Annotated in this window: 28 protein-coding genes; all 28 read right to left on the reverse strand. The window is 62.5% G+C overall.

Going from position 1 to position 18,783, the window contains the following annotated elements; genetic code table 11:
• Positions 1-18: 18 nt before the first annotated feature.
• The 28 genes from X566_RS22095 to rplB all read right to left on the reverse strand — a co-directional run bounded on the left by X566_RS22095 (position 19) and on the right by rplB (position 18,769).
• Positions 19-1,254, reverse strand: coding sequence for an RluA family pseudouridine synthase (locus X566_RS22095; RefSeq protein WP_034472775.1), 1,236 nt, complete (start codon positions 1,252-1,254; stop codon positions 19-21).
• The gene (locus X566_RS22100; RefSeq protein ID WP_034471622.1) at positions 1,251-2,594 is read right to left on the reverse strand and encodes a replication-associated recombination protein A; all 1,344 of its coding nucleotides are present in this window, start codon (positions 2,592-2,594) and stop codon (positions 1,251-1,253) included. The genes X566_RS22095 and X566_RS22100 overlap by 4 nt, the downstream gene beginning before the upstream one ends.
• Positions 2,595-2,651: 57 nt before the next feature.
• Positions 2,652-4,052 carry a DegQ family serine endoprotease gene (locus X566_RS22105; RefSeq protein WP_034471625.1) on the reverse strand — a complete coding sequence of 467 codons (1,401 nt, stop codon included), beginning with the start codon at positions 4,050-4,052 and terminating at the stop codon, positions 2,652-2,654.
• Between the two features lie 86 nt (positions 4,053-4,138).
• Positions 4,139-4,960: a c-type cytochrome gene (locus X566_RS22110; RefSeq protein WP_034471628.1), complete on the reverse strand. Its 822-nt coding sequence runs from the start codon at positions 4,958-4,960 to the stop codon at positions 4,139-4,141.
• Between the two features lie 156 nt (positions 4,961-5,116).
• On the reverse strand, positions 5,117-5,911 hold the full coding sequence (locus X566_RS22115; protein WP_034471631.1) for an SDR family NAD(P)-dependent oxidoreductase: 795 nt from the start codon (positions 5,909-5,911) through the stop codon (positions 5,117-5,119).
• A gap of 229 nt (positions 5,912-6,140) precedes the next feature.
• Positions 6,141-6,557: a 50S ribosomal protein L17 gene (gene rplQ, locus X566_RS22120; RefSeq protein ID WP_034471633.1), complete on the reverse strand. Its 417-nt coding sequence runs from the start codon at positions 6,555-6,557 to the stop codon at positions 6,141-6,143.
• Between the two features lie 118 nt (positions 6,558-6,675).
• On the reverse strand, positions 6,676-7,695 hold the full coding sequence (locus tag X566_RS22125; RefSeq protein WP_034471637.1) for a DNA-directed RNA polymerase subunit alpha: 1,020 nt from the start codon (positions 7,693-7,695) through the stop codon (positions 6,676-6,678).
• A gap of 84 nt (positions 7,696-7,779) precedes the next feature.
• Entirely contained in the window at positions 7,780-8,172 is a 393-nt protein-coding gene (gene rpsK, locus X566_RS22130; RefSeq protein WP_034471639.1) for a 30S ribosomal protein S11, read from the reverse strand.
• Between the two features lie 63 nt (positions 8,173-8,235).
• Complete coding sequence (gene rpsM, locus X566_RS22135; RefSeq protein ID WP_034471642.1) at positions 8,236-8,604, reverse strand: 30S ribosomal protein S13; 369 nt, start codon at positions 8,602-8,604, stop codon at positions 8,236-8,238.
• Positions 8,605-8,767: 163 nt separating this feature from the next.
• On the reverse strand, positions 8,768-9,712 hold the full coding sequence (locus X566_RS22140) for an adenylate kinase (protein WP_034471644.1): 945 nt from the start codon (positions 9,710-9,712) through the stop codon (positions 8,768-8,770).
• Positions 9,709-11,040 carry a preprotein translocase subunit SecY gene (secY, locus tag X566_RS22145; protein WP_034471647.1) on the reverse strand — a complete coding sequence of 444 codons (1,332 nt, stop codon included), beginning with the start codon at positions 11,038-11,040 and terminating at the stop codon, positions 9,709-9,711. Before secY ends, X566_RS22140 begins: the two co-directional genes overlap by 4 nt.
• Positions 11,041-11,189: 149 nt before the next feature.
• Positions 11,190-11,678 carry a 50S ribosomal protein L15 gene (rplO, locus tag X566_RS22150; RefSeq protein ID WP_034471649.1) on the reverse strand — a complete coding sequence of 163 codons (489 nt, stop codon included), beginning with the start codon at positions 11,676-11,678 and terminating at the stop codon, positions 11,190-11,192.
• 92 nt (positions 11,679-11,770) lie between these two features.
• Positions 11,771-11,965, reverse strand: a complete 195-nt coding sequence (gene rpmD / locus X566_RS22155) for a 50S ribosomal protein L30 (RefSeq protein WP_034471651.1) — start codon at positions 11,963-11,965, stop codon at positions 11,771-11,773.
• 23 nt (positions 11,966-11,988) lie between these two features.
• The gene (rpsE, locus tag X566_RS22160) at positions 11,989-12,564 is read right to left on the reverse strand and encodes a 30S ribosomal protein S5 (protein WP_034471655.1); all 576 of its coding nucleotides are present in this window, start codon (positions 12,562-12,564) and stop codon (positions 11,989-11,991) included.
• 45 nt (positions 12,565-12,609) lie between these two features.
• Entirely contained in the window at positions 12,610-12,972 is a 363-nt protein-coding gene (rplR, locus tag X566_RS22165; RefSeq protein ID WP_034471658.1) for a 50S ribosomal protein L18, read from the reverse strand.
• Positions 12,973-12,983: 11 nt separating this feature from the next.
• Positions 12,984-13,517 (reverse strand): 50S ribosomal protein L6, encoded by a 534-nt coding sequence (rplF, locus tag X566_RS22170; RefSeq protein WP_034471661.1) that lies wholly within the window; start codon positions 13,515-13,517, stop codon positions 12,984-12,986.
• 14 nt (positions 13,518-13,531) lie between these two features.
• Positions 13,532-13,930 (reverse strand): 30S ribosomal protein S8, encoded by a 399-nt coding sequence (gene rpsH, locus X566_RS22175; protein ID WP_034471665.1) that lies wholly within the window; start codon positions 13,928-13,930, stop codon positions 13,532-13,534.
• Between the two features lie 13 nt (positions 13,931-13,943).
• Positions 13,944-14,249: a 30S ribosomal protein S14 gene (rpsN, locus tag X566_RS22180; protein WP_034471667.1), complete on the reverse strand. Its 306-nt coding sequence runs from the start codon at positions 14,247-14,249 to the stop codon at positions 13,944-13,946.
• A gap of 41 nt (positions 14,250-14,290) precedes the next feature.
• On the reverse strand, positions 14,291-14,848 hold the full coding sequence (gene rplE / locus X566_RS22185; protein WP_034471668.1) for a 50S ribosomal protein L5: 558 nt from the start codon (positions 14,846-14,848) through the stop codon (positions 14,291-14,293).
• Positions 14,841-15,155: a 50S ribosomal protein L24 gene (rplX, locus tag X566_RS22190; protein WP_034471669.1), complete on the reverse strand. Its 315-nt coding sequence runs from the start codon at positions 15,153-15,155 to the stop codon at positions 14,841-14,843. The genes rplE and rplX overlap by 8 nt, the downstream gene beginning before the upstream one ends.
• Positions 15,155-15,523 carry a 50S ribosomal protein L14 gene (rplN, locus tag X566_RS22195; RefSeq protein WP_034471671.1) on the reverse strand — a complete coding sequence of 123 codons (369 nt, stop codon included), beginning with the start codon at positions 15,521-15,523 and terminating at the stop codon, positions 15,155-15,157. The genes rplX and rplN overlap by 1 nt, the downstream gene beginning before the upstream one ends.
• Before the next feature lie 47 nt (positions 15,524-15,570).
• The gene (gene rpsQ / locus X566_RS22200) at positions 15,571-15,819 is read right to left on the reverse strand and encodes a 30S ribosomal protein S17 (protein ID WP_034471673.1); all 249 of its coding nucleotides are present in this window, start codon (positions 15,817-15,819) and stop codon (positions 15,571-15,573) included.
• Positions 15,820-15,828: 9 nt separating this feature from the next.
• Complete coding sequence (gene rpmC / locus X566_RS22205) at positions 15,829-16,044, reverse strand: 50S ribosomal protein L29 (protein ID WP_034472778.1); 216 nt, start codon at positions 16,042-16,044, stop codon at positions 15,829-15,831.
• A 5-nt stretch (positions 16,045-16,049) separates the two neighbouring features.
• Positions 16,050-16,463: a 50S ribosomal protein L16 gene (gene rplP / locus X566_RS22210; RefSeq protein ID WP_034471677.1), complete on the reverse strand. Its 414-nt coding sequence runs from the start codon at positions 16,461-16,463 to the stop codon at positions 16,050-16,052.
• A 28-nt stretch (positions 16,464-16,491) separates the two neighbouring features.
• The gene (gene rpsC, locus X566_RS22215) at positions 16,492-17,196 is read right to left on the reverse strand and encodes a 30S ribosomal protein S3 (protein ID WP_034471680.1); all 705 of its coding nucleotides are present in this window, start codon (positions 17,194-17,196) and stop codon (positions 16,492-16,494) included.
• A 19-nt stretch (positions 17,197-17,215) separates the two neighbouring features.
• Positions 17,216-17,596: a 50S ribosomal protein L22 gene (gene rplV / locus X566_RS22220; protein ID WP_034471683.1), complete on the reverse strand. Its 381-nt coding sequence runs from the start codon at positions 17,594-17,596 to the stop codon at positions 17,216-17,218.
• 45 nt (positions 17,597-17,641) lie between these two features.
• A complete protein-coding gene (rpsS, locus tag X566_RS22225; protein ID WP_034471686.1) occupies positions 17,642-17,920 on the reverse strand; it encodes a 30S ribosomal protein S19 in 279 nt (92 codons plus the stop codon).
• 12 nt (positions 17,921-17,932) lie between these two features.
• A complete protein-coding gene (gene rplB, locus X566_RS22230; protein WP_034471689.1) occupies positions 17,933-18,769 on the reverse strand; it encodes a 50S ribosomal protein L2 in 837 nt (278 codons plus the stop codon).
• Positions 18,770-18,783 lie beyond the last annotated feature (14 nt).

The raw sequence follows: 18,783 nt of genomic DNA on the forward strand, positions 1-18,783 counted from the left end.
CGCTTCCCTATTCCTTGCCTACTCCTCAGGCGCGTCTTCGATCGGGTCGAACCGGGCTGCATCGAGCCCGAGCAAATTCCACGACTGCTGCATGTGCTGCGGCAGCGGCGCGGTCGCGTCGATGACCCCGCCCCTCGGATGCGGAATCACGATCCGCCGCGCCAGCAGATGCAGCCGGTTCTGAATCCCACCCGGCAGCTTCCAGTTCTCGATATCGAAGTACTTCGGATCTCCAATAATCGGATGGCCGATATGTTCCATATGCGCGCGGAGCTGGTGGGTGCGGCCCGTCACCGGCTTGAGCGAGACCCAGGCAAGCGTCTGTGCGGAGGTCTCCACGACTGCATAATAGGTCACCGCGTGGCTCGCCCCCTCATCGCCATGCTCGGCGATCCGCATGAAGGAATCGTCCTCGCGCTCTTCTTTGGCGAGATAGGTCGAGATGCGTCCCTGCTTCGGCTTCGGAACGCCGGCGACGATCGCCCAGTAAATCTTGCGTGCCGACCGCGACCGAAACGCGCCGGTCAACATCGAAGCCGCAAACCGCGTCTTGGCCACCAACAGGCAGCCGGCCGTTTCCTTGTCGAGGCGATGCACCAGACGCGGCTTCTGCCCCTTTGAATCGCGCATGACTTCCAGCATGCGGTCCACATGATGCGTGGTGCCGGACCCTCCCTGCACGGCCAACCCGGCGGGCTTGTTCAGCACGAGCACATCATCGTCTTCAAACAGGGTCATATCTTTCAACGTCGCGAGCGTCTTCTCATCCGCTTCGCTGAGACCTGAGGATTTCTTCGGCGCTTCGAGATGCAACGGAGGCACCCGGATGCTCTGGCCAGCCTTCAGGCGGTCCTTGCTATCGGCGCGTTTGCCGTCGACGCGCAGTTCGCCTTTGCGAACGATGCGCTGGATATGCGAGTAGCTCAGCCCGGGGAAGCGGGCTTCGAGAAAACGATCGACGCGCATGTCGGCCTCGTCACCCGTTACCGTAACGGTCTGTACCTTGGTCGGCAGCAGGGCCGGATGTGCCGCGCGTTTCTCCGGCGGCTCGCGCATAGGCTTGTCAGGTCGCGGGGCGACCCGTTTGCGCTCCACAGCGTCTCCAGCAAAACGTTCTCGTGGCGCGTCAGGGCGACGGCGCGGCTCCTGCCCCCGGCTCGCCTCGCGCGGACGATCGCTGGCCGGTCGTTTGACACGGCGCTGCAGTTTCTGCTTGGGAGCGCCGCGCTTCGGCCCTCTGTCGCGACGGCTCATGATGTCTTCCCGCTGCGCAGTCTGGCCCAATAGTCCAGCCGCTTCCTGATTTCGCGTTCGAATCCCCGTTCCGGCGGATCATAAAAGGTCTGACGTCCGAGTGCTTCGGGGAAGTAGTCCTGCCCCGAGAACCCCTCCGGCGTATCGTGGTCGTAGGCGTAACCGGCGCCGTAGCCTTCCGACTGCATCAGCCGGGTCGGCGCGTTCAGAATATGCTTCGGCGGCAACAACGAGCCGTTGTCCTTCGCCACGCGCTTTGCGGCGCCGAACGCCATATACGCCGCATTCGATTTCGGCGCCGTTGCAACGTAGATCACGGCCTGCGCAATCGCCAACTCGCCTTCCGGAGAGCCGAGAAAGTCGTAGGCGTCCTTGGCAGCGTTGGCGACAACCAACGCCTGAGGATCGGCAAGGCCGATATCTTCGACGGCCATGCGCACGATCCGCCGCGCGAGGAATAGCGGGTCTTCGCCCGCGTCCAGCATCCGCGCCAGATAATACAGCGCTGCATCCGGATCGGAGCCACGCACCGACTTATGCAGCGCCGAGATCAGATTGTAATGCCCATCGGCAGACTTGTCGTAAATCGGTGCGCGCCGTTGTAGCACACCCTGCAACTGTTCCGCATTGAAGACCTCGCCCGTCCGCGCCGCCCGCCAGACCTCCTCGACCAGCGTCAGCGCCGCACGACCATCGCCATCCGCCATGCGGACCAGCGACGCCCGCGCCTCGTGATCCAGCGGCAGCTTGCGGCCCTCTACCTCCTCCGCCCGCGCGAACAGCTTCTCGACCGCCGCCTCGTCCAGCGACTGGAAGACCAAGACGCGAGCACGCGACAGAAGAGCGGCATTCAATTCGAACGACGGATTCTCGGTGGTCGCTCCGACCAGCACCACCGTTCCGTCTTCCATCACCGGCAAGAATGAATCCTGCTGCGCGCGATTGAAACGGTGCACCTCGTCGACGAACAGCAGTGTTCCCTTGCCCATTTCCCGGCGGGCGCGCGCGGCCTCGAACGCCTTCTTGAGATCGGCGACGCCGGAAAACACTGCTGATATCTGCTCGAACTCCAGTTCGGTTGCGTCCGCCAGAAGCCTTGCCACCGTGGTCTTGCCCGTGCCCGGCGGTCCCCAGAAGATCAACGAGCCAAGCGAGCGTGTTTCCAACATGCGCGTCAGGGCGCCGTCGGGCCCCAGAATCCGGTCCTGCCCGACCACTTCCCCCAGGGTGCGCGGGCGCAGCCGGTCGGCGAGCGGACGCGGTGCATCCTGTTCGAGCCCGGCGGCCGCAAACAGCGATTGCCCCTTCTGCTCGGTCCCCTGTTTGCGCTTCGCGTTCATGAACGTCGTTTTCCCAAACGCGTGAAGGAGGGCCGCGCAGGCTCCTTGTCCAGCGGACTATCGCGCGAGACGCACCGAAAGCTGCTGACCGCCACGCAAAACGTTGATCTCCCAGAACCGCTTCGTGTCGCGCGCCGCGCGCTCGAGGTCCGCAGTCTTGGTCACCTTCTGGTTGTTGACCGAGAGGATGACGTCTCCCTTCTGAAAACCGACGCTCTGTGCTGCTCCGTCGTCGTCGAGGCCGACGATCACGACGCCTTCGATGTTCGAATCGAGCCGCAGTTCGTCGGCAACCGCCGGCGAGATGTTCGACACCCGCGCGCCTTGGAATGGCGATTGCGTCTTGATGACGATCTCGTCGCGGCCGGTGTCGGGCGCGACTTCGAGCGCCACGGAGAGCCGCTGTGGCTTGCCCGCACGCATGATGTCGATCGTCGCGGTACCGCCAAGCGGCCGCGTGGCGAAGCGATAATCGAACGCGTTGGGATCGTCGACCGTCTGTCCATCAATCGCCGTGATCAAATCGCTGAGCCGGAGTCCGGCACGCGCTGCCGGGCTGGTCGGCGTTACATTGGTGACGAGCGCGCCGGATGGGCGCTTCAGGCCAATCGACTCGGCAATCTCCGGCGTCACCGCCTGCAACTTGGCGCCGAGCCACGGCCGCCGCACGGCAGTCCCGCCACCCTTGGCCGATGCCACGACCACGCGAACCATGTTGGTCGGAATCGCAAAGCCGATGCCTTGCGAACCGCCCGAACGCGAGAAGATCGCGGTGTTGATGCCGACCAGCTTACCTGTCAGATCGACCAGCGCGCCGCCTGAGTTGCCGGGATTGATCGCCGCGTCGGTCTGGATGAAGAATTGATAGTCGGTGATGCCAACCTGGGTCCGCGCCAGCGCCGAGACGATGCCGTGCGTCACGGTCTGACCGACACCGAATGGATTTCCGATCGCCAACACCACGTCGCCGACGAGAAGCTCGTCGGAGTTCGACAGCTCCATGGCCGGAAATCGCTCGCCGGGAGCCTTGAGCCGGAGCACGGCAAGATCGGTGCGGCTATCCTTCAGGACGATCTCGGCCTCGAACTCGCGTTTGTCGGCGAGCGAGACCTTGACCTGATCCGCCCCCTCGATGACGTGATTGTTGGTGACCACGAGCCCCGACGTGTCGACGATCACGCCCGAGCCGAGCGAGCGCTGCATCTGCTCCGGCGACTGGTTTCCCGGAATACCGAAGAAGCGGCGGAAGATCGGGTCGTCCAGCAGCGGGTTGCGGTTCTGCACCATCTTCGCCGCATAGACGTTCACGACTGCGGGTGTCGTCCGCTGCACGATCGGCGCAAAGGAAAGCTTCAGTTCGCTCGGAGAGGTCGGAACGCGCCGATCCTGCGCGAGCGCTGGAAAGAAGCTCGAAACAAGTACGATCGTCGCGATCAACAGACGCGATGCGAGAGGCATAGAGGGAATCTCCGGAGCAGGCCTTATCGCCCCAGATATAGCCGCCGAAAGCCCCTATTTGAAGGCAAAAGGAACGATTTCGTCCGCTATTCCAGCGGCTTGAGCGTTCGCAGGAACGCCACAATGGCATCCAGGTCCTGCGGCGAAATCCTTGCATACGCCGCAAAGGCCATGGGCGGCTTCAGCTTCCGGCCATCGCGGGAGACCCCTTGCGTGATCGCCCGCTTGATCTCGTCGTCGGTCCAGTTGCCGAGCCCTGCGTCGGAATGAGCGGTGATGTTGGACGAACGCGATTCGCCCCAGGGGCCCGCGAAGATGCGCCCACCCTTCCCGGCAGCCGTCCCATAGTCGTGCCCGTCCTTCCCCATCAGCGTGTGGCACTCCAGGCAATGGCCGAGGGTCACCAGATACATGCCGCGTTTTGCAGGCACTTGCAGATCGGCCTCACGGAAGGCCTTATTCGCGAACGGGGCTTCTTGATGCGCGAACGGCTGCCGATAGTCCGCTGACGGCAGTTCGTTGCGCACCGGCTGAACCGAACGGAGATAGCCAACCACGGCGTTGAGATCGCCGAGCGTCAAAGCCTTGTAGAATGCAACTGGCATGATCGGCGCCACAGGTACCTTGCTCGGGCGGATGCCGGTGGTCAGGAACGATCTCAGCTCCGCCTCGCTCCATGCACCGATCCCCGTCTCCCGATCCGGCGTGATGTTCGATGCATAAACCTTAAATGCCGGCGTATCGAACAAGCGCCCGCCCGCCAGGGCTTTGGAGAGGACCGGACCATTCGCATCGACAGGCGTATGGCAGTTGGCGCAAGCCATCACACCGTTGACGAGATAGGCTCCGCGCTCCAGCGGTGTCTGCGCAGCGCCGTCGTCGGCAGTTGCCGCGCCAAGCGCCCCCATCAGCACCGCAGCCGCAAGCTCCCCCGAGTGTCATAAGCCCGGAAAGTGAAACAGAGAACGCAGCCTCCTCCAAGGCAAAAGCCGGCTCGGATGGACCAGCGCGGCATCTCAATGCGCGCAGCTTTTACGGCGTGAAGCGCGATTGTCTCTGAACCATCACGCGATGGTTCGTACGACCCCGCCATCGACGCGAAGCGCTGCTCCGTTCGTCGCCGAGGCCTGCTTCGAGCATACATAGACAACCATGTTCGCCACCTCATCAACCGTCGCGAAGCGTTGTAAAAGCGACGTCGGGCGATTTTCCTTGACGAACGCAGCTGCTGCCTGCTCCGCGGTTTGTCCCGTCTGCTTGGCAATGGATGCAACGAATTCTTCGGCACCTTCCGACAGCGTCGGCCCCGGCAGCACCGCATTGACCGTCACGCCGGTACCGGCGGTGAGTTCGGCCAGCCCGCGCGATACGCCAAGCTGCGCCGTCTTCGTGACGCCGTAGTGGATCATGTCGGGGGGAATGTTCAGCGCGGACTCCGACGAGATGAAGACGATCCGCCCCCAATTCCGCTGCAGCATGCCCTTCAGATAAGCGCGCGACAGGCGCACGCCTGACATCAGGTTGGCGGCGAAGAAGGCCTCCCAATCGTCGTCGGTCGTATCGAAGAAATCCTTCAGGGAAAATATGCCGGCATTGTTGACCAGGATATCGACGTCGGGAATTGCTGCAGGCAGCCGTGCGCATCCGTCTGCCGTGGAGAGATCCGCCGCGATACCGCGCAGCCTGGCAGCGGGTATCGCTTGCGAAATCGACGCCATCGCCTTGTCGACGTTGGCCTGGACACGACCGGTCACAACAACCTCCGCCCCTGTCCGCGCAAGCCCTGTCGCGATCGCGCGGCCGATCCCGGTGGTGGAGCCCGTCACCAACGCCGTCAGTCCCGAAAGATCGATGTTCATACGCGGCTCCTCTCTTTCGGCCCGCTCGATCTGGGGCAGCTTGGCTGACTCAGACAGTCGCATATGCGAAAGGCGTGATCGGTCCATTGATGCGGACAAGGTCCGGATCATCGCCTGATATCGGCAGTCGCGCTTCGTTCCGCAACCGTGGACCGCTGAATGCGAGACGCCCAAGAAAAAAGGCGACGCCGGAAGCGCCGCCTTTTTAAATCCACTCATTGAAGCAACGTTACGCCGCTTCCGAAGCCTTTTCCTGCACCGGGCCCGAATCCTGCCCCTTCGCGCTCTCGTCGCGATCGACAAACTCGATCACGGCCATCGGCGCGTTGTCGCCGTAACGGAAGCCAGCCTTGATGATGCGGGTGTAGCCGCCCTGGCGATCCTTGTACCGGGTCGCGAGCACGTCGAAGAGCTTCTTGACCATCGCCTGATCGCGCAGCTCGCCGATCGCCTGACGGCGCAGAGCGAGGCCGCCGCGCTTGCCGAGCGTCACCAGCTTCTCGACGATCGGACGCAGTTCCTTCGCCTTCGGCAGCGTCGTGACGATCTGCTCGTGCTTGATGAGGGCCGCCGCCATGTTAGCGAACATCGCCCGGCGATGCTCTGCCGTGCGGTTGAGCTTACGATGGACCTTGCCGTGACGCATAGTTCTGTTCCTTCAAGTTCTCAGCGTCGCGACGGCCTGTCGGACATGCTGCTCAGGTGGGCTGCCTGCGTTCGCCCGGATGAATGGCCGGAGACGATCCGGCCATAGCGAAGTGTGATCAATAATGATCTTCGAAGCGCTTGGCCAGCTCGTCGATGTTCTCCGGCGGCCATCCGGGCACTTCCATGCCGAGGTGCAGGCCCATCTGGGCGAGCACTTCCTTGATTTCGTTCAGCGACTTGCGGCCGAAGTTCGGGGTACGGAGCATTTCCGCTTCCGACTTCTGCACCAGGTCGCCGATATAGACGATGTTGTCGTTCTTCAAGCAGTTTGCCGAACGCACCGACAGCTCGAGCTCGTCCACCTTCTTGAGGAAGGCCGGGTTGAAGGCGAGGTCCGGAATGACCTCCTGTGCGACTTCCTTGCGCGGCTCTTCGAAGTTGACGAACACGTTGAGCTGGTCCTGCAGAATACGCGCGGCATAAGCCAGCGCATCCTCAGGCGTCACAGCGCCGTTGGTTTCAACCGTCAGCGTCAGCTTGTCGTAGTCGAGGATCTGGCCTTCACGGGTGTTCTCGACCTTGTAGGACACCTTCTTGACCGGGGAGAACAGGCTGTCGACCGGGATCAGGCCGATCGGCGCATCCTCGGGCCGATTGCGCTCGGCGGCGACATAGCCCTTGCCGGTGTTGACCGTGAACTCCATGCGAATCTCAGCGCCCTCGTCGAGGGTGCAGAGCTGCAGCTCGGGGTTCAGCACGGTGACGTCGCCGACGGTCTGGATGTCGCCTGCGGTGACGACGCCCGGCCCCTGCTTCTTCACGACCATGCGCTTCGGGCCTTCGCCCTGCATCTTGATCGAGATGTCCTTGATGTTCAGCACGATGTCGGTCACGTCCTCACGAACGCCCGCGATCGACGAGAATTCGTGCAGCACGCCGTCAATGTGCACCGACTGCACCGCCGCGCCCTGCAGCGACGAAAGCAGGATGCGACGCAGCGCGTTGCCGAGCGTCTGGCCGAAGCCACGCTCGAGCGGCTCTGCAACCATGGTTGCAACACGCGTCGGGTCGGAGCCCGGCGTGACGTGCAGCTTGTTCGGACGGATCAGCTCTTGCCAGTTCTTCTGGATCGTCACTCTAATCACCCATCACGTTGGAGACTGCGGACCAGCCCGCTCAACACACGTGGAAACGCGGGCCAATCGGCCCGCGCAGAAACATCAAACGCGACGACGCTTACGCGGACGGCAGCCGTTGTGCGGGATCGGCGTCACGTCGCGGATCGAAGTCACCGTGAAGCCGGCAGCCTGCAGCGCGCGCAGCGCCGACTCGCGGCCCGAACCAGGACCTGCAACCTCGACCTCGAGCGTGCGCATGCCGTGCTCCTGCGCCTTCTTCGACACGTCCTCTGCGGCCACCTGCGCCGCATACGGTGTCGACTTACGCGAGCCCTTGAAACCCATCGTCCCCGCCGACGACCAGGCAATCGTGTTGCCCTGCGCGTCGGTGATGGTGATGGTCGTGTTGTTGAACGACGAATTCACATGCGCCACGCCGGATGCAATGTTCTTGCGCTCACGGCGACGAACGCGCGCAACAGCCTCTTTAGCCATGTTCAGGTCCCTGTACGGCGACGCGCCGACAACCGGCGCGCGCTGAAATCAAAATGAGTCCGATTACTTCTTCTTGCCAGCAATCGCCTTCGCCGGCCCCTTGCGCGTGCGCGCATTGGTGTGCGTGCGTTGACCGCGCACCGGCAGGCCGCGACGATGGCGCAGGCCGCGGTAGCAGCCGAGGTCCATCAGGCGCTTGATGTTGATGCCGACGTCGCGACGCAGGTCACCTTCGACCAGATAATCGCGGTCGATCACTTCGCGAATCTGCAACACTTCCTGGTCGGTCAGTTGCGAGACGCGACGGTCGGCGGGGATGTTCACCTTCTCGATGATCTCGGCGGCGTTCTTCTGGCCGATACCATGAATGTACTGCAGCGCGATCAGCACGCGCTTGTTGGTCGGGATGTTCACACCGGCAATACGAGCCACTGCCTATTCTCCTGTTGCCGGAATTGCTTATGCCCGGCTGTTCGTCTGAGGTTTCAGTGCAGCTCGTGTCCACAAACGCGAACACGACGCCCTTCCCCTCGGTTCCTTCGGGGCCCGGCATCGTCTGAAACAATCCGACTGGATGCCCGGGTTATTAATGGATTCAACGTCGTTTAGTCAACTGATTCCGGCCTTTAGCTCGCCGCTTCGTGACCTTTTTAGCGACTTTTTGGGCGGCCCGCTTAGATGCCGCAGCCTTGCGGCCCACCACCCGCTTCCCGGCCTTGGAGGGTGCTTTCCGCCCCTTCTTGGCCGTCTTCTTTGCCCTTCTTGCCAGGGAACTAGCCTTAACGGCTGATTTCTTGGCCACTTTGGCCTTTTTCGCCTTAGTCTTAACCGCCTTCTTGGCCTTGGCCCGCTTACTAGTCTCGCTGGCCCTAACCCGCTTACCTGCCTTGGCGACTATCCCGACCTTCTTCGGAGCCGCCTTGGCCTTGGCCCGGGACGTCGGTTTCGCCTTCGGCCCCGGAACCTCGAGAATACGCGAAATCTGCGCCGTCACCTCGTCGATCGAGGCCATCCCGTCCACGGTCGCCAGCGCCCGCTTGTCTCCGTAATAGTGGACCAGCGGCTCGGTCTGGGCCCGATAAGCATCAAGACGCTTGGCCAGCGCCTCCGCGTTGTCGTCGGCGCGCACTGCCTCGCCTCGAGCCTGCATTTCGGAGATCCGGTTCTCCACACGCTGCAGGAGCACCGCCTCGTTCACCTTCAGCTCGATCACCGAATCGAGCTTCAGGCCCTTCTCCTTCAGCAGCCGGTCGAGCGCCTCCGCCTGCGGCACCGTTCGCGGGAAGCCATCGAGGATGAACCCCTTCCTGGCGTCGTCCTGCTCGATGCGATCGGCGATGATGCCGATGACGATGTCATCGCTGACGAGCCCGCCGCTCGCCATGATGTCCTTGGCCTTCAATCCGATCGGCGTACCCGCAGCCACCGCCGCGCGAAGCATGTCGCCGGTCGAAAGCTGAACGATGCCGTACTTCTGGACGAGACGCTGTGCCTGGGTTCCCTTGCCTGCCCCCGGTGGCCCGAGAAGGATCAGCCTCATCTGCGACGGCCTTTCAGTTTCGAACGCTTGATCAGACCTTCATACTGGTGCGCGAGCAGATAGCCCTGCACCTGCGCCACCGTATCCATCGTCACGCTGACGACGATCAGCAGCGACGTGCCGCCAAAGTAGAACGGCACCGACGCATACGAAATCAGAATCTCCGGAATCAGACAGACGATCGACAGATAGGCCGCGCCGAGCACCGTGATGCGCGACAGCACGTAATCGATGTATTCCGCCGTCCGCTCGCCGGGGCGAATGCCCGGAATGAAGCCGCCATGCTTCTTCAGGTTGTCGGCGGTCTCGGTCGGGTTGAACACAATCGCCGTATAGAAGAACGCGAAGAAGATGATCAGCGAGATATAGAGCACCAGGAACAGCGGCCGGCCATGGCCGAGCTGAGTCACCAGCCATTGGAACCACTCCGGTCCCTTGCCCGCATTAAAGCTCGCGATCGTTGTCGGCAGCAGCAGCAGCGACGAGGCAAAGATCGGCGGAATCACGCCCGACGTGTTGAGCTTGAGCGGCAGATGCGAGGACTGGCCTTCGAACATCTTATTGCCGACCTGGCGCTTGGGATACTGGATCAGCAGGCGGCGTTGCGCGCGCTCCATGAAGACGATGAAGGCGATGACCGCAACCGCCATCAGGATGACCAGCAGGATCAGACCGGTCGACAGCGCACCTTGGCGGCCGAGTTCGAGAGTTCCGGCGATCGCCGACGGCAGCTCGGCGACGATGCCGGCCATGATGATCAGCGAAATGCCGTTACCAATACCGCGCGCGGTGATCTGCTCGCCGAGCCACATCAGGAACATGGTGCCGCCGGTCAGCGTAATCACCGTGGAGATGCGGAAGAACAAGCCCGGATCGGCAACGACGTTACCGGCTCCCTCCAATCCTATGGCGATGCCGTAAGCCTGGAAAACGGCGAGAACGACCGTGAGATAGCGGGTGTACTGGTTCAGCGTCTTGCGCCCAGCCTCGCCTTCCTTCTTCAGCGCTTCGAGCTGCGGCGAGACCGTGGTCAGGAGCTGGATGATAATCGATGCCGAGATATACGGCATGATGTTCAAGGCAAAGATCGCCATGCGGTTGATGCCACCGCCGGCGAACATGTTGAACATGCCGAGAATGCCGCCCGCCTGTGAGCGGAACACCTGATCCCAGACGTTGGGATCGATCCCCGGCAACGGAATATAAGTGCCGAGGCGATAAACCAGCAACGCGCCGAGCGTAAACCAGATTCGCTTCTTGAGCTCTTCCGCCTTGGCGAACGAAGAGAAGTTGATATTTGCCGCTAGTTGTTCCGCTGCCGAAACCATCGTCGGACTTCTCCCGCGCCCCCTAAAAACCGCCCCATGGGTGGCGGCCCGCCACCGACACGATCACAATATGATACGCGTCCGCCGGAAAATCCACGTCCGGCAACTCAGCCGGACGAGCCACCCAGGCGCGATGACAGCAAAGTGACCTAAGCCGCCTCGCCATCCTTCTTCTTCGGAGCTGCGAGAATCTTCACAGAACCGCCAGCCTTCTCGACCGCTTCGATCGCCGACTTCGATGCGCCGTGCACCTCCAACGCGACCTTCGCCTTGATCTCGCCACGGCCGAGCAGCCGGACGCCGTCACGCGAGCGGCGAAGGACGCCGGACTGCACCAGCGCCTCGGCGTTGATCACGCCCTTGGCGTCGAGCTTGCCGGCGTCGATCGCGCCCTGCACGCGGTCCAGATTGATCTCCACCAGATCCAGCGCGAAGATATTGTTGAAGCCGCGCTTGGGCAGACGACGATGCAACGGCATCTGGCCGCCCTCGAAGCCCTTGATGCGCACACCTGAACGCGCGGTCTGACCCTTGCCGCCACGGCCGGAGGTCTTGCCCTTGCCGGAGCCGATGCCCCGTCCGACGCGCATGCGCTTCTTGCGCGAGCCGGGATTGTCGGCGAGATCGGTGAGTTTCATAGCCTTATCCTCAAAGCTTCATTCTGCGTCCGGTGGCCTCCCCTCCGAAGCAGGATCGGGAGACGCCCGGCTTCGCTGCCGGTGAGAAAACCTTACTTCCCGTCCACAACGCGGACGAGGTGCTTGACCTTATCGATCATGCCGCGAACCTCAGGCGTATCCTGCAGTTCGGAAACACGGCCGATCTTATTGAGCTTCAGACCGATCAGCGTCTCGCGCTGCGAGTGATGGCGGCGGATCGCGCTGCTGGTCTGCTCGACCTTGATGGTTTTGCTGGCCTTGGCCATTGCTCTACTCCCGACAGCGCCGCTCAGTCGGCGGACGCTTCAGCATCGCCACCAACACGGCGCGACTGCAACGTGGATACCTTGATGTTACGGCGCGCGGCGACCGAGCGCGGCGAGTCCTGATGCTTCAGCGCATCGAACGTCGCACGGACCATGTTGTACGGGTTCGACGAGCCGAGCGACTTCGCCACCACGTCCTGCATGCCAAGGGTCTCGAACACGGCGCGCATCGGACCGCCGGCGATGATGCCGGTGCCTGGAGGCGCCGCGCGCAGGAACACCTTGCCCGCGCCATGACGGCCAGCGACGTCGTGATGCAGCGTGCGCCCTTCGCGCAGCGGCACGCGCGTCAGATTGCGCTTGGCCGAATCCGTCGCCTTGCGGATCGCTTCCGGAACCTCACGCGCCTTGCCGTGACCGAAGCCGACGCGGCCCTTCTGGTCACCGACAACGACGAGCGCTGCGAAGCCGAAACGACGTCCGCCCTTCACGACCTTGGCGACACGGTTGATGTGGACGAGCTTGTCGACGAACTCGCTGTCGCGCTCCTCCCGCTCCCTATTCCGTTCGCGTCCGCCGCGTTCGCGTTCACCTGCCATGGTGTCAATCCGTTCTGTTCGGAGAGCTCTGCTCTCAATCTATCCTTAGAAGCTCAATCCGCCTTCGCGCGCCGCATCCGCGAGCGCCTTCACGCGCCCATGATACAGATACTGGCCACGGTCGAAGACGACTTCCTTGACGCCACCCTTGATCGCGCGCTCGGCCAGGAGCTTGCCGACGGCGGTCGCCGCCGCGGTATCCGCTCCGGTCTTGCCACCATCGCGCAGCGACTTCTCCATCGACGATGCGGAAGCCAGCGTCACGCCCTTCACGTCGTCGATCACCTGCGCATAGATATGCTTGGACGAGCGGAACACCGACAAACGCGGCCGGCCGTTCGCCGAACGCTTCACCTGAAGCCGCACGCGAGTCTTGCGTCGGGCATTCGTCACTTTCATCTTGGACATGACCCGCTCCGTTACTTCTTCTTGCCTTCCTTGCGGAAGATGAACTCGTTCGCGTATTTGACGCCCTTGCCCTTATAGGGCTCTGGCGGACGGTAACGGCGGATCTCCGCTGCAACCTGTCCCACGCGCTGGATGTCGTTCCCCACGACCAGAATCTCGGTCGGCTTCGGCGTGGTGATCGCGATTCCTTCCGGGATCGGATAATTCACGTCATGGCTGTAGCCGAGCGAGAGCTGCAGGACCTTGCCCTGAACCGCCGCACGATAGCCAACGCCGGTGATCTCGAGCTTCTTCTCGAAGCCCTTGGTCACGCCTTCGACCAGGTTTGCGATCCGGGCGCGCGACGTACCATAAAGCGCACGCGCGCGCTTGGTCTCGAAACGCGGACCGACGGTGATGCTGCCCTTGTCGAGCTTCACTTCGACGTCGTCGTGAACCAGAAACTCAAGCTGGCCCTTCGGCCCCTTCATCTTGACGGTCTGGCCCTCGACATTCGCAGTAACGCCGGAGGGGATGGTGACTGGTTTCTTGCCTACACGGGACATGGCGTTCGCTTTCCTCAGAACACCGTGAAGAGAACTTCACCGCCGACATTCGCCTCGCGGGCGTCGTGATCGGCCATGATTCCCTTCGGGGTCGACAACACCGAAATGCCTAGACCGTTGTTCACGCGCGGCAGGTTCTTCGCCGAAACGTAGACGCGACGGCCGGGCTTCGAAACGCGGTCGATCTCGCGGATCACCGGCTCGCCATCGGCATACTTCAACTCGATCTCGATCTCGCTGCGGCCGCCGGCATGCTCCACCGTGGCGTAGCCGCGGATGTAGCCTTCCGACTTCAGCACCTCGAGGACGTTGGCGCGCATACGCGAGCCAGGCGTCGAGACCTTCGACTTGTTACGCATCTGCGCATTGCGGATGCGGGTGATCAGATCGCTGATTGGATCGTGCGTGCTCATGATCGCCCTCCCCTTACCAGCTGGACTTCACGAGGCCCGGAATCAGGCCCTTCGAACCGAGTTCGCGCAGCGCGATACGGCTGAGCTTGTGCTTGCGATAGACCGAACGCGGACGACCGGTCAGCTCGCAGCGATTGCGGATACGGGTCGGCGACGAATTGCGCGGCATCTCCGCGAGCTTCAACGTCGCGGCAAACCGCTCTTCCATCGGCTTGGTCTTGTCGGCGATGATCGCCTTGAGCCGCGTGCGCTTGGCATGCGCCTGCTTGGCCATCTTCTGCCGCCGGTTGTTCTTTTCGATCGAACTCTTCTTCGCCATAGGTCTCTCCAGAGGTTCCGCGTTTGAGGGCTAGCCAGCCCTCACTGCCGGAACGGGAAATTGAATGCGGTCAGCAGCGCGCGCGCTTGCTCGTCATTGGGCGCCGTGGTGCAAACCGTAATATCCATGCCCCAGGTCTCACCCGACTTGTCGAAGTCGATCTCCGGGAACACGATGTGCTCCTTCAGGCCGAGCGAATAATTGCCGCGGCCGTCGAAGCTCTTCGGGTTGAGGCCGCGGAAGTCGCGAACACGCGGCAGCGCGATGTTCACCAGACGATCGATGAACTCGTACATGCGCGCCTTGCGCAGCGTGACCTTGCAGCCAATCGCCTGGCCTTCGCGCAGCTTGAACGTAGCGATCGCCTTGCGGGAATGCGTGACGACCGGCTTCTGACCGGCGATCAGCGCCAGGTCAGCGGCGGCCAGCTCGACCTTCTTGCGGTCATTGACGGCCTCGCCAATGCCCATGTTCAGCACGACCTTCTCGAGCGTCGGCACCTGCATCGGGTTGGCATAGCCGAACTGCTCGGTCAGCTTGGTGCGGATTTCCTTGTCGAACTGCAGGCGCAGCCGCGGAACATATGCGGTCTCAGCCATCGATCTCGGCTCCCGTACGCTTGGCGATCCGCACCTTGGTGCCATCCGCCTGAATCTTGAAACCGACGCGGGTCGGCTTGCCGTCCTTGCCAACATAAGCGAGGTTCGACAGATGGATCGGCGCCTCCTTCGAGATGATGCCGCCCTCCTGCTGCGCCGTCTGCTTCTGGTGACGCTTGACCATGTTGAGGCCGCGCACGAGCGCGCGGTTCTCGTCCGGGCGCACCTCGAACACCTCGCCGGTGCGACCCTTCTCACGGCCGCTCAGCACGATGACCTTGTCGCCCTTGCGGATCTTCGCAGCCATCACAGCACCTCCGGCGCGAGCGAGATGATCTTCATGTGGTTCTTGGCGCGCAGCTCGCGCGGAACCGGTCCGAAGATACGGGTGCCGACCGGCTCCGACTGATTGTTGATCAGAACGGCCGCGTTGCGGTCGAAACGGATGACCGAACCGTCGGCGCGGCGAATGTCCTTCGCCACACGCACGATGACGGCCTTCATCACGTCGCCCTTCTTCACACGGCCACGCGGAATAGCTTCCTTGACCGACACGACAAACACATCACCGACGCTGGCGTATTTACGCTTCGAGCCGCCCAGCACCTTGATGCACATGACACGGCGCGCGCCGGAATTATCGGCCACGTCGAGGTTGGTCTGCATCTGAATCATTGATGCACCTCGTCCTCTTTCTCTGAGCCTGGAACGCTAATGCGTCCTCAGGCGGTTTTCTTCTTTTCGCCCTGGGTGACAACCCAGCGCTTCAGTTTCGAAATCGGCTTGCTCTCTTGGATCCAAACCACATCGCCCGGCGCGTACTCGTTGTTCTCGTCGTGCGCGTGGTAGTTCTTCGAACGGCGGATCGTCTTCTTGTAGATCGGATGCGTGAAGCGGCGATCAACACGCACCACGACCGTCTTGTTCTGCTTGTCGCTAACGACGACGCCTTGAAGAGTTCGCTTCGGCATCTGAACCCCTTAGCTCTTCTTGCTGTCCGCCTGGCGCTTCTGCCGGGCGATTGTCTTGATACGGGCGATGTCACGGCGAGCCTCGCGCAGGCGCGAGGTGTTCTCGAGCTGCCCGGTAGCGCGCTGGAAGCGGAGGTTGAAACGCTCCTTCTTCAGCTTCAGAATCTCATCGTCCATCTGGTCGGCGGTCATCCGCCGGATGTCTTCGACCTTCAACTCGGCCATTGTCATTACTCCGCGATACGCGCAACGAAGCGCGTCTTGATCGGAAGCTTGGCAGCAGCCAGGTCGAGCGCTTCGCGCGCGGTCTGGTTGGTGACGCCATCGATCTCGAACAGGATGCGGCCCGGCTTGACGCGAGCGACCCACAGCTCCGGCGAGCCCTTGCCGGAGCCCATGCGCACTTCGGCGGGCTTCTTCGACACGGGAACGTCCGGGAACACGCGGATCCAGACGCGGCCGGCACGCTTCATGTGACGGGTCAGCGCGCGGCGGGCGGCTTCGATCTGGCGCGCGGTGACGCGCTCCGGCTCCATCGCCTTCAGGCCGAACTGGCCGAAAGCGAGCGTCGCGCCCGAGGAGGCGACGCCATGAATCCGGCCCTTATGGGCTTTGCGGAATTTGGTGCGCTTTGGTTGCAGCATGGTTCTACGCTTTCAATCCTAATCTCGATCAGGCCGCGTCACGGCGCGAACGGCCACCGCCACCCTCGCCTTCCGCCATGCGCTTGTCCTGCGCCATCGGATCATGCTCGAGGATCTCGCCCTTGAAGATCCAGACCTTGACGCCGCAGGTGCCGAACGTCGTGAACGCAGTGGCGACACCGTAGTCGACGTCGGCGCGCAGCGTGTGCAGCGGCACGCGACCTTCGCGATACCACTCCATACGCGCGATTTCCGCGCCGCCCAGGCGACCCGAGCAGTTGATACGAATGCCTTCGGCGCCGAGACGCATCGCCGACTGCACCGCCCGCTTCATCGCGCGGCGGAACGCAACGCGGCGCTCCAGCTGCTGCGCGATCGACTCGGCCACCAGCGTCGCGTCGAGCTCCGGCTTGCGGATCTCGACGATGTTGATGACGACGTCCGACGAGGTGATGTCGGCGACGCGCTTGCGCAGCTTGTCGATATCCGCGCCCTTCTTGCCGATCACAACGCCCGGACGCGCCGAGTGGATCGTCACACGGCACTTCTTGTGCGGACGCTCGATCACGATGCGGGCGACAGCCGCCTGCTTCAGCTCCTTCATCAAGATCTTGCGGATCTCGACATCCTCATGCAGCAGCTTGCCGTACTCGCTCTTGCCCGCGAACCAACGCGAATCCCACGTCCGGTTAATGCCAAGGCGCAAGCCGATCGGATTGATCTTCTGACCCATCGTTCTCTCCCGCGCTCTGTTAAGCGCTCGCCTCGACCTGACGAACGACGATCGTCAGGTTCGAGAAAGGCTTCAAAATTCCACCAGCGCGACCACGGCCGCGGGCATGGAAACGCTTCATCACGATCGCCTTGCCGACATACGCCTCGGCGACAACCAGATCGTCCACGTCGAGATCATGGTTGTTCTCGGCGTTGGCAATTGCCGACTCGAGGCACTTCTTTACGTCAACTGCGATCCGCTTGCGCGAAAATTGCAGGTCGGCGAGCGCAGACGCCACCTTCTTGCCGCGGATCAAACCCGCGACGAGATTCAGCTTCTGCGGGCTGATGCGCAGCATTCTCGCAATGGCCTTGGCCTCGTTATCGGCCAGCGCGCGCGCTCGTTTCTCTTTGCTCATGCCTTCAATCCTCAAGCCTGCCCTGTCGTCTCAGGCTTACAAAATTCAAGCCTTCTTGGCTTTCTTGTCGCCGGAGTGGCCGTGGAAGGTCCGCGTCGGCGAGAACTCGCCGAACTTGTGACCGACCATTTCCTCGCTCACGGCGACCGGAACATGCTTCTGGCCGTTGTAGACACCGAAAGTCAGACCGACGAACTGCGGCAGGATCGTCGAGCGGCGGCTCCAGATCTTGATCACATCGTGGCGGCCCGACGCACGCGCGGCGTCAGCCTTCTTCAAAATCGAGGCCTCGACAAAGGGGCCCTTCCACACCGAACGAACCATGGGGTGCGATCCTTACTTCTTCTTCCGAGCGTGGCGATTGGCGATGATGAACCGGGTCGTCGACTTGTTCTTACGAGTCTTCTTACCCTTGGTCGGGAAGCCCCACGGCGTAACCGGATGACGGCCACCGGAGGTGCGACCTTCACCACCACCATGCGGGTGATCGATCGGGTTCATCGCGACACCGCGGTTATGCGGCTTCTTGCCGAGCCAGCGATTACGACCGGCCTTGCCGATCGAGATGTTCATGTGATCCGGGTTCGACACTGCACCGATCGTACCCGTGCAGCGGCCGTGAACCAGGCGCTGCTCGCCGGAGTTCAAGCGAACGATGACGTACTCCTGGTCGCGGCCGACGATCTGCGCGTAGGTCCCGGCCGAACGAGCCAGCTGACCACCCTTGCCGATCTTCAGCTCGACATTGTGAACGATCGTACCGACCGGCATGTTGCCGAGCGGCATCGCGTTGCCGGGCTTCACGTCGACGTAGTTGCCGGCGATCACGGTGTCGCCCACGGCCAGGCGCTGCGGAGCCAGAATGTAGGCCTGCTCGCCGTCCTTGTACTTGATCAGCGCAATGAACGACGTGCGGTTCGGATCATATTCGATCCGCTCGACGGTCGCCGGCACATCCAGCTTCGTCCGCTTGAAGTCGATCATGCGATACGACTGCTTGTGGCCGCCGCCGCGGAAGCGCACGGTGATACGACCGGTCGCGTTGCGGCCACCCGACTGGGTCTTGCCCTGGGTCAGCGCCTTAACCGGCTTGCCCTTGTAGAGGCTCGACCGATCGACCAGCACCAACTGGCGGGTGCCCGGCGTCTTCGGATTGTAGGTTCTCAATGCCATCTGACTTACCCGCC

The sequence above is a fragment of the Afipia sp. P52-10 genome (assembly GCF_000516555.1).
In the GTDB taxonomy this organism is placed as follows: domain Bacteria; phylum Pseudomonadota; class Alphaproteobacteria; order Rhizobiales; family Xanthobacteraceae; genus P52-10.

Excerpts from the sequence above, each read along its gene's own strand:
- X566_RS22095 (WP_034472775.1), bottom strand. The coding sequence starts at position 1,254 with ATGAGCCGTCGCGACAGAGGGCCGAAGCGCGGCGCTCCCAAGCAGAAA.
- X566_RS22100 (WP_034471622.1), bottom strand. The coding sequence starts at position 2,594 with ATGAACGCGAAGCGCAAACAGGGGACCGAGCAGAAGGGGCAATCGCTG.
- X566_RS22105 (WP_034471625.1), bottom strand. The coding sequence starts at position 4,052 with ATGCCTCTCGCATCGCGTCTGTTGATCGCGACGATCGTACTTGTTTCG.
- X566_RS22110 (WP_034471628.1), bottom strand. The coding sequence starts at position 4,960 with ATGGGGGCGCTTGGCGCGGCAACTGCCGACGACGGCGCTGCGCAGACA.
- X566_RS22115 (WP_034471631.1), bottom strand. The coding sequence starts at position 5,911 with ATGAACATCGATCTTTCGGGACTGACGGCGTTGGTGACGGGCTCCACC.
- rplQ (WP_034471633.1), bottom strand. The coding sequence starts at position 6,557 with ATGCGTCACGGCAAGGTCCATCGTAAGCTCAACCGCACGGCAGAGCAT.
- rpsK (WP_034471639.1), bottom strand. The coding sequence starts at position 8,172 with ATGGCTAAAGAGGCTGTTGCGCGCGTTCGTCGCCGTGAGCGCAAGAAC.
- X566_RS22140 (WP_034471644.1), bottom strand. The coding sequence starts at position 9,712 with ATGAGGCTGATCCTTCTCGGGCCACCGGGGGCAGGCAAGGGAACCCAG.
- secY (WP_034471647.1), bottom strand. The coding sequence starts at position 11,040 with ATGGTTTCGGCAGCGGAACAACTAGCGGCAAATATCAACTTCTCTTCG.
- rplO (WP_034471649.1), bottom strand. The coding sequence starts at position 11,678 with ATGAAACTCACCGATCTCGCCGACAATCCCGGCTCGCGCAAGAAGCGC.
- rpmD (WP_034471651.1), bottom strand. The coding sequence starts at position 11,965 with ATGGCCAAGGCCAGCAAAACCATCAAGGTCGAGCAGACCAGCAGCGCG.
- rpsE (WP_034471655.1), bottom strand. The coding sequence starts at position 12,564 with ATGGCAGGTGAACGCGAACGCGGCGGACGCGAACGGAATAGGGAGCGG.
- rplR (WP_034471658.1), bottom strand. The coding sequence starts at position 12,972 with ATGTCCAAGATGAAAGTGACGAATGCCCGACGCAAGACTCGCGTGCGG.
- rplF (WP_034471661.1), bottom strand. The coding sequence starts at position 13,517 with ATGTCCCGTGTAGGCAAGAAACCAGTCACCATCCCCTCCGGCGTTACT.
- rpsH (WP_034471665.1), bottom strand. The coding sequence starts at position 13,930 with ATGAGCACGCACGATCCAATCAGCGATCTGATCACCCGCATCCGCAAT.
- rpsN (WP_034471667.1), bottom strand. The coding sequence starts at position 14,249 with ATGGCGAAGAAGAGTTCGATCGAAAAGAACAACCGGCGGCAGAAGATG.
- rplE (WP_034471668.1), bottom strand. The coding sequence starts at position 14,848 with ATGGCTGAGACCGCATATGTTCCGCGGCTGCGCCTGCAGTTCGACAAG.
- rplX (WP_034471669.1), bottom strand. The coding sequence starts at position 15,155 with ATGGCTGCGAAGATCCGCAAGGGCGACAAGGTCATCGTGCTGAGCGGC.
- rplN (WP_034471671.1), bottom strand. The coding sequence starts at position 15,523 with ATGATTCAGATGCAGACCAACCTCGACGTGGCCGATAATTCCGGCGCG.
- rpsQ (WP_034471673.1), bottom strand. The coding sequence starts at position 15,819 with ATGCCGAAGCGAACTCTTCAAGGCGTCGTCGTTAGCGACAAGCAGAAC.
- rpmC (WP_034472778.1), bottom strand. The coding sequence starts at position 16,044 with ATGGCCGAGTTGAAGGTCGAAGACATCCGGCGGATGACCGCCGACCAG.
- rplP (WP_034471677.1), bottom strand. The coding sequence starts at position 16,463 with ATGCTGCAACCAAAGCGCACCAAATTCCGCAAAGCCCATAAGGGCCGG.
- rpsC (WP_034471680.1), bottom strand. The coding sequence starts at position 17,196 with ATGGGTCAGAAGATCAATCCGATCGGCTTGCGCCTTGGCATTAACCGG.
- rplV (WP_034471683.1), bottom strand. The coding sequence starts at position 17,596 with ATGAGCAAAGAGAAACGAGCGCGCGCGCTGGCCGATAACGAGGCCAAG.
- rpsS (WP_034471686.1), bottom strand. The coding sequence starts at position 17,920 with ATGGTTCGTTCGGTGTGGAAGGGCCCCTTTGTCGAGGCCTCGATTTTG.
- rplB (WP_034471689.1), bottom strand. The coding sequence starts at position 18,769 with ATGGCATTGAGAACCTACAATCCGAAGACGCCGGGCACCCGCCAGTTG.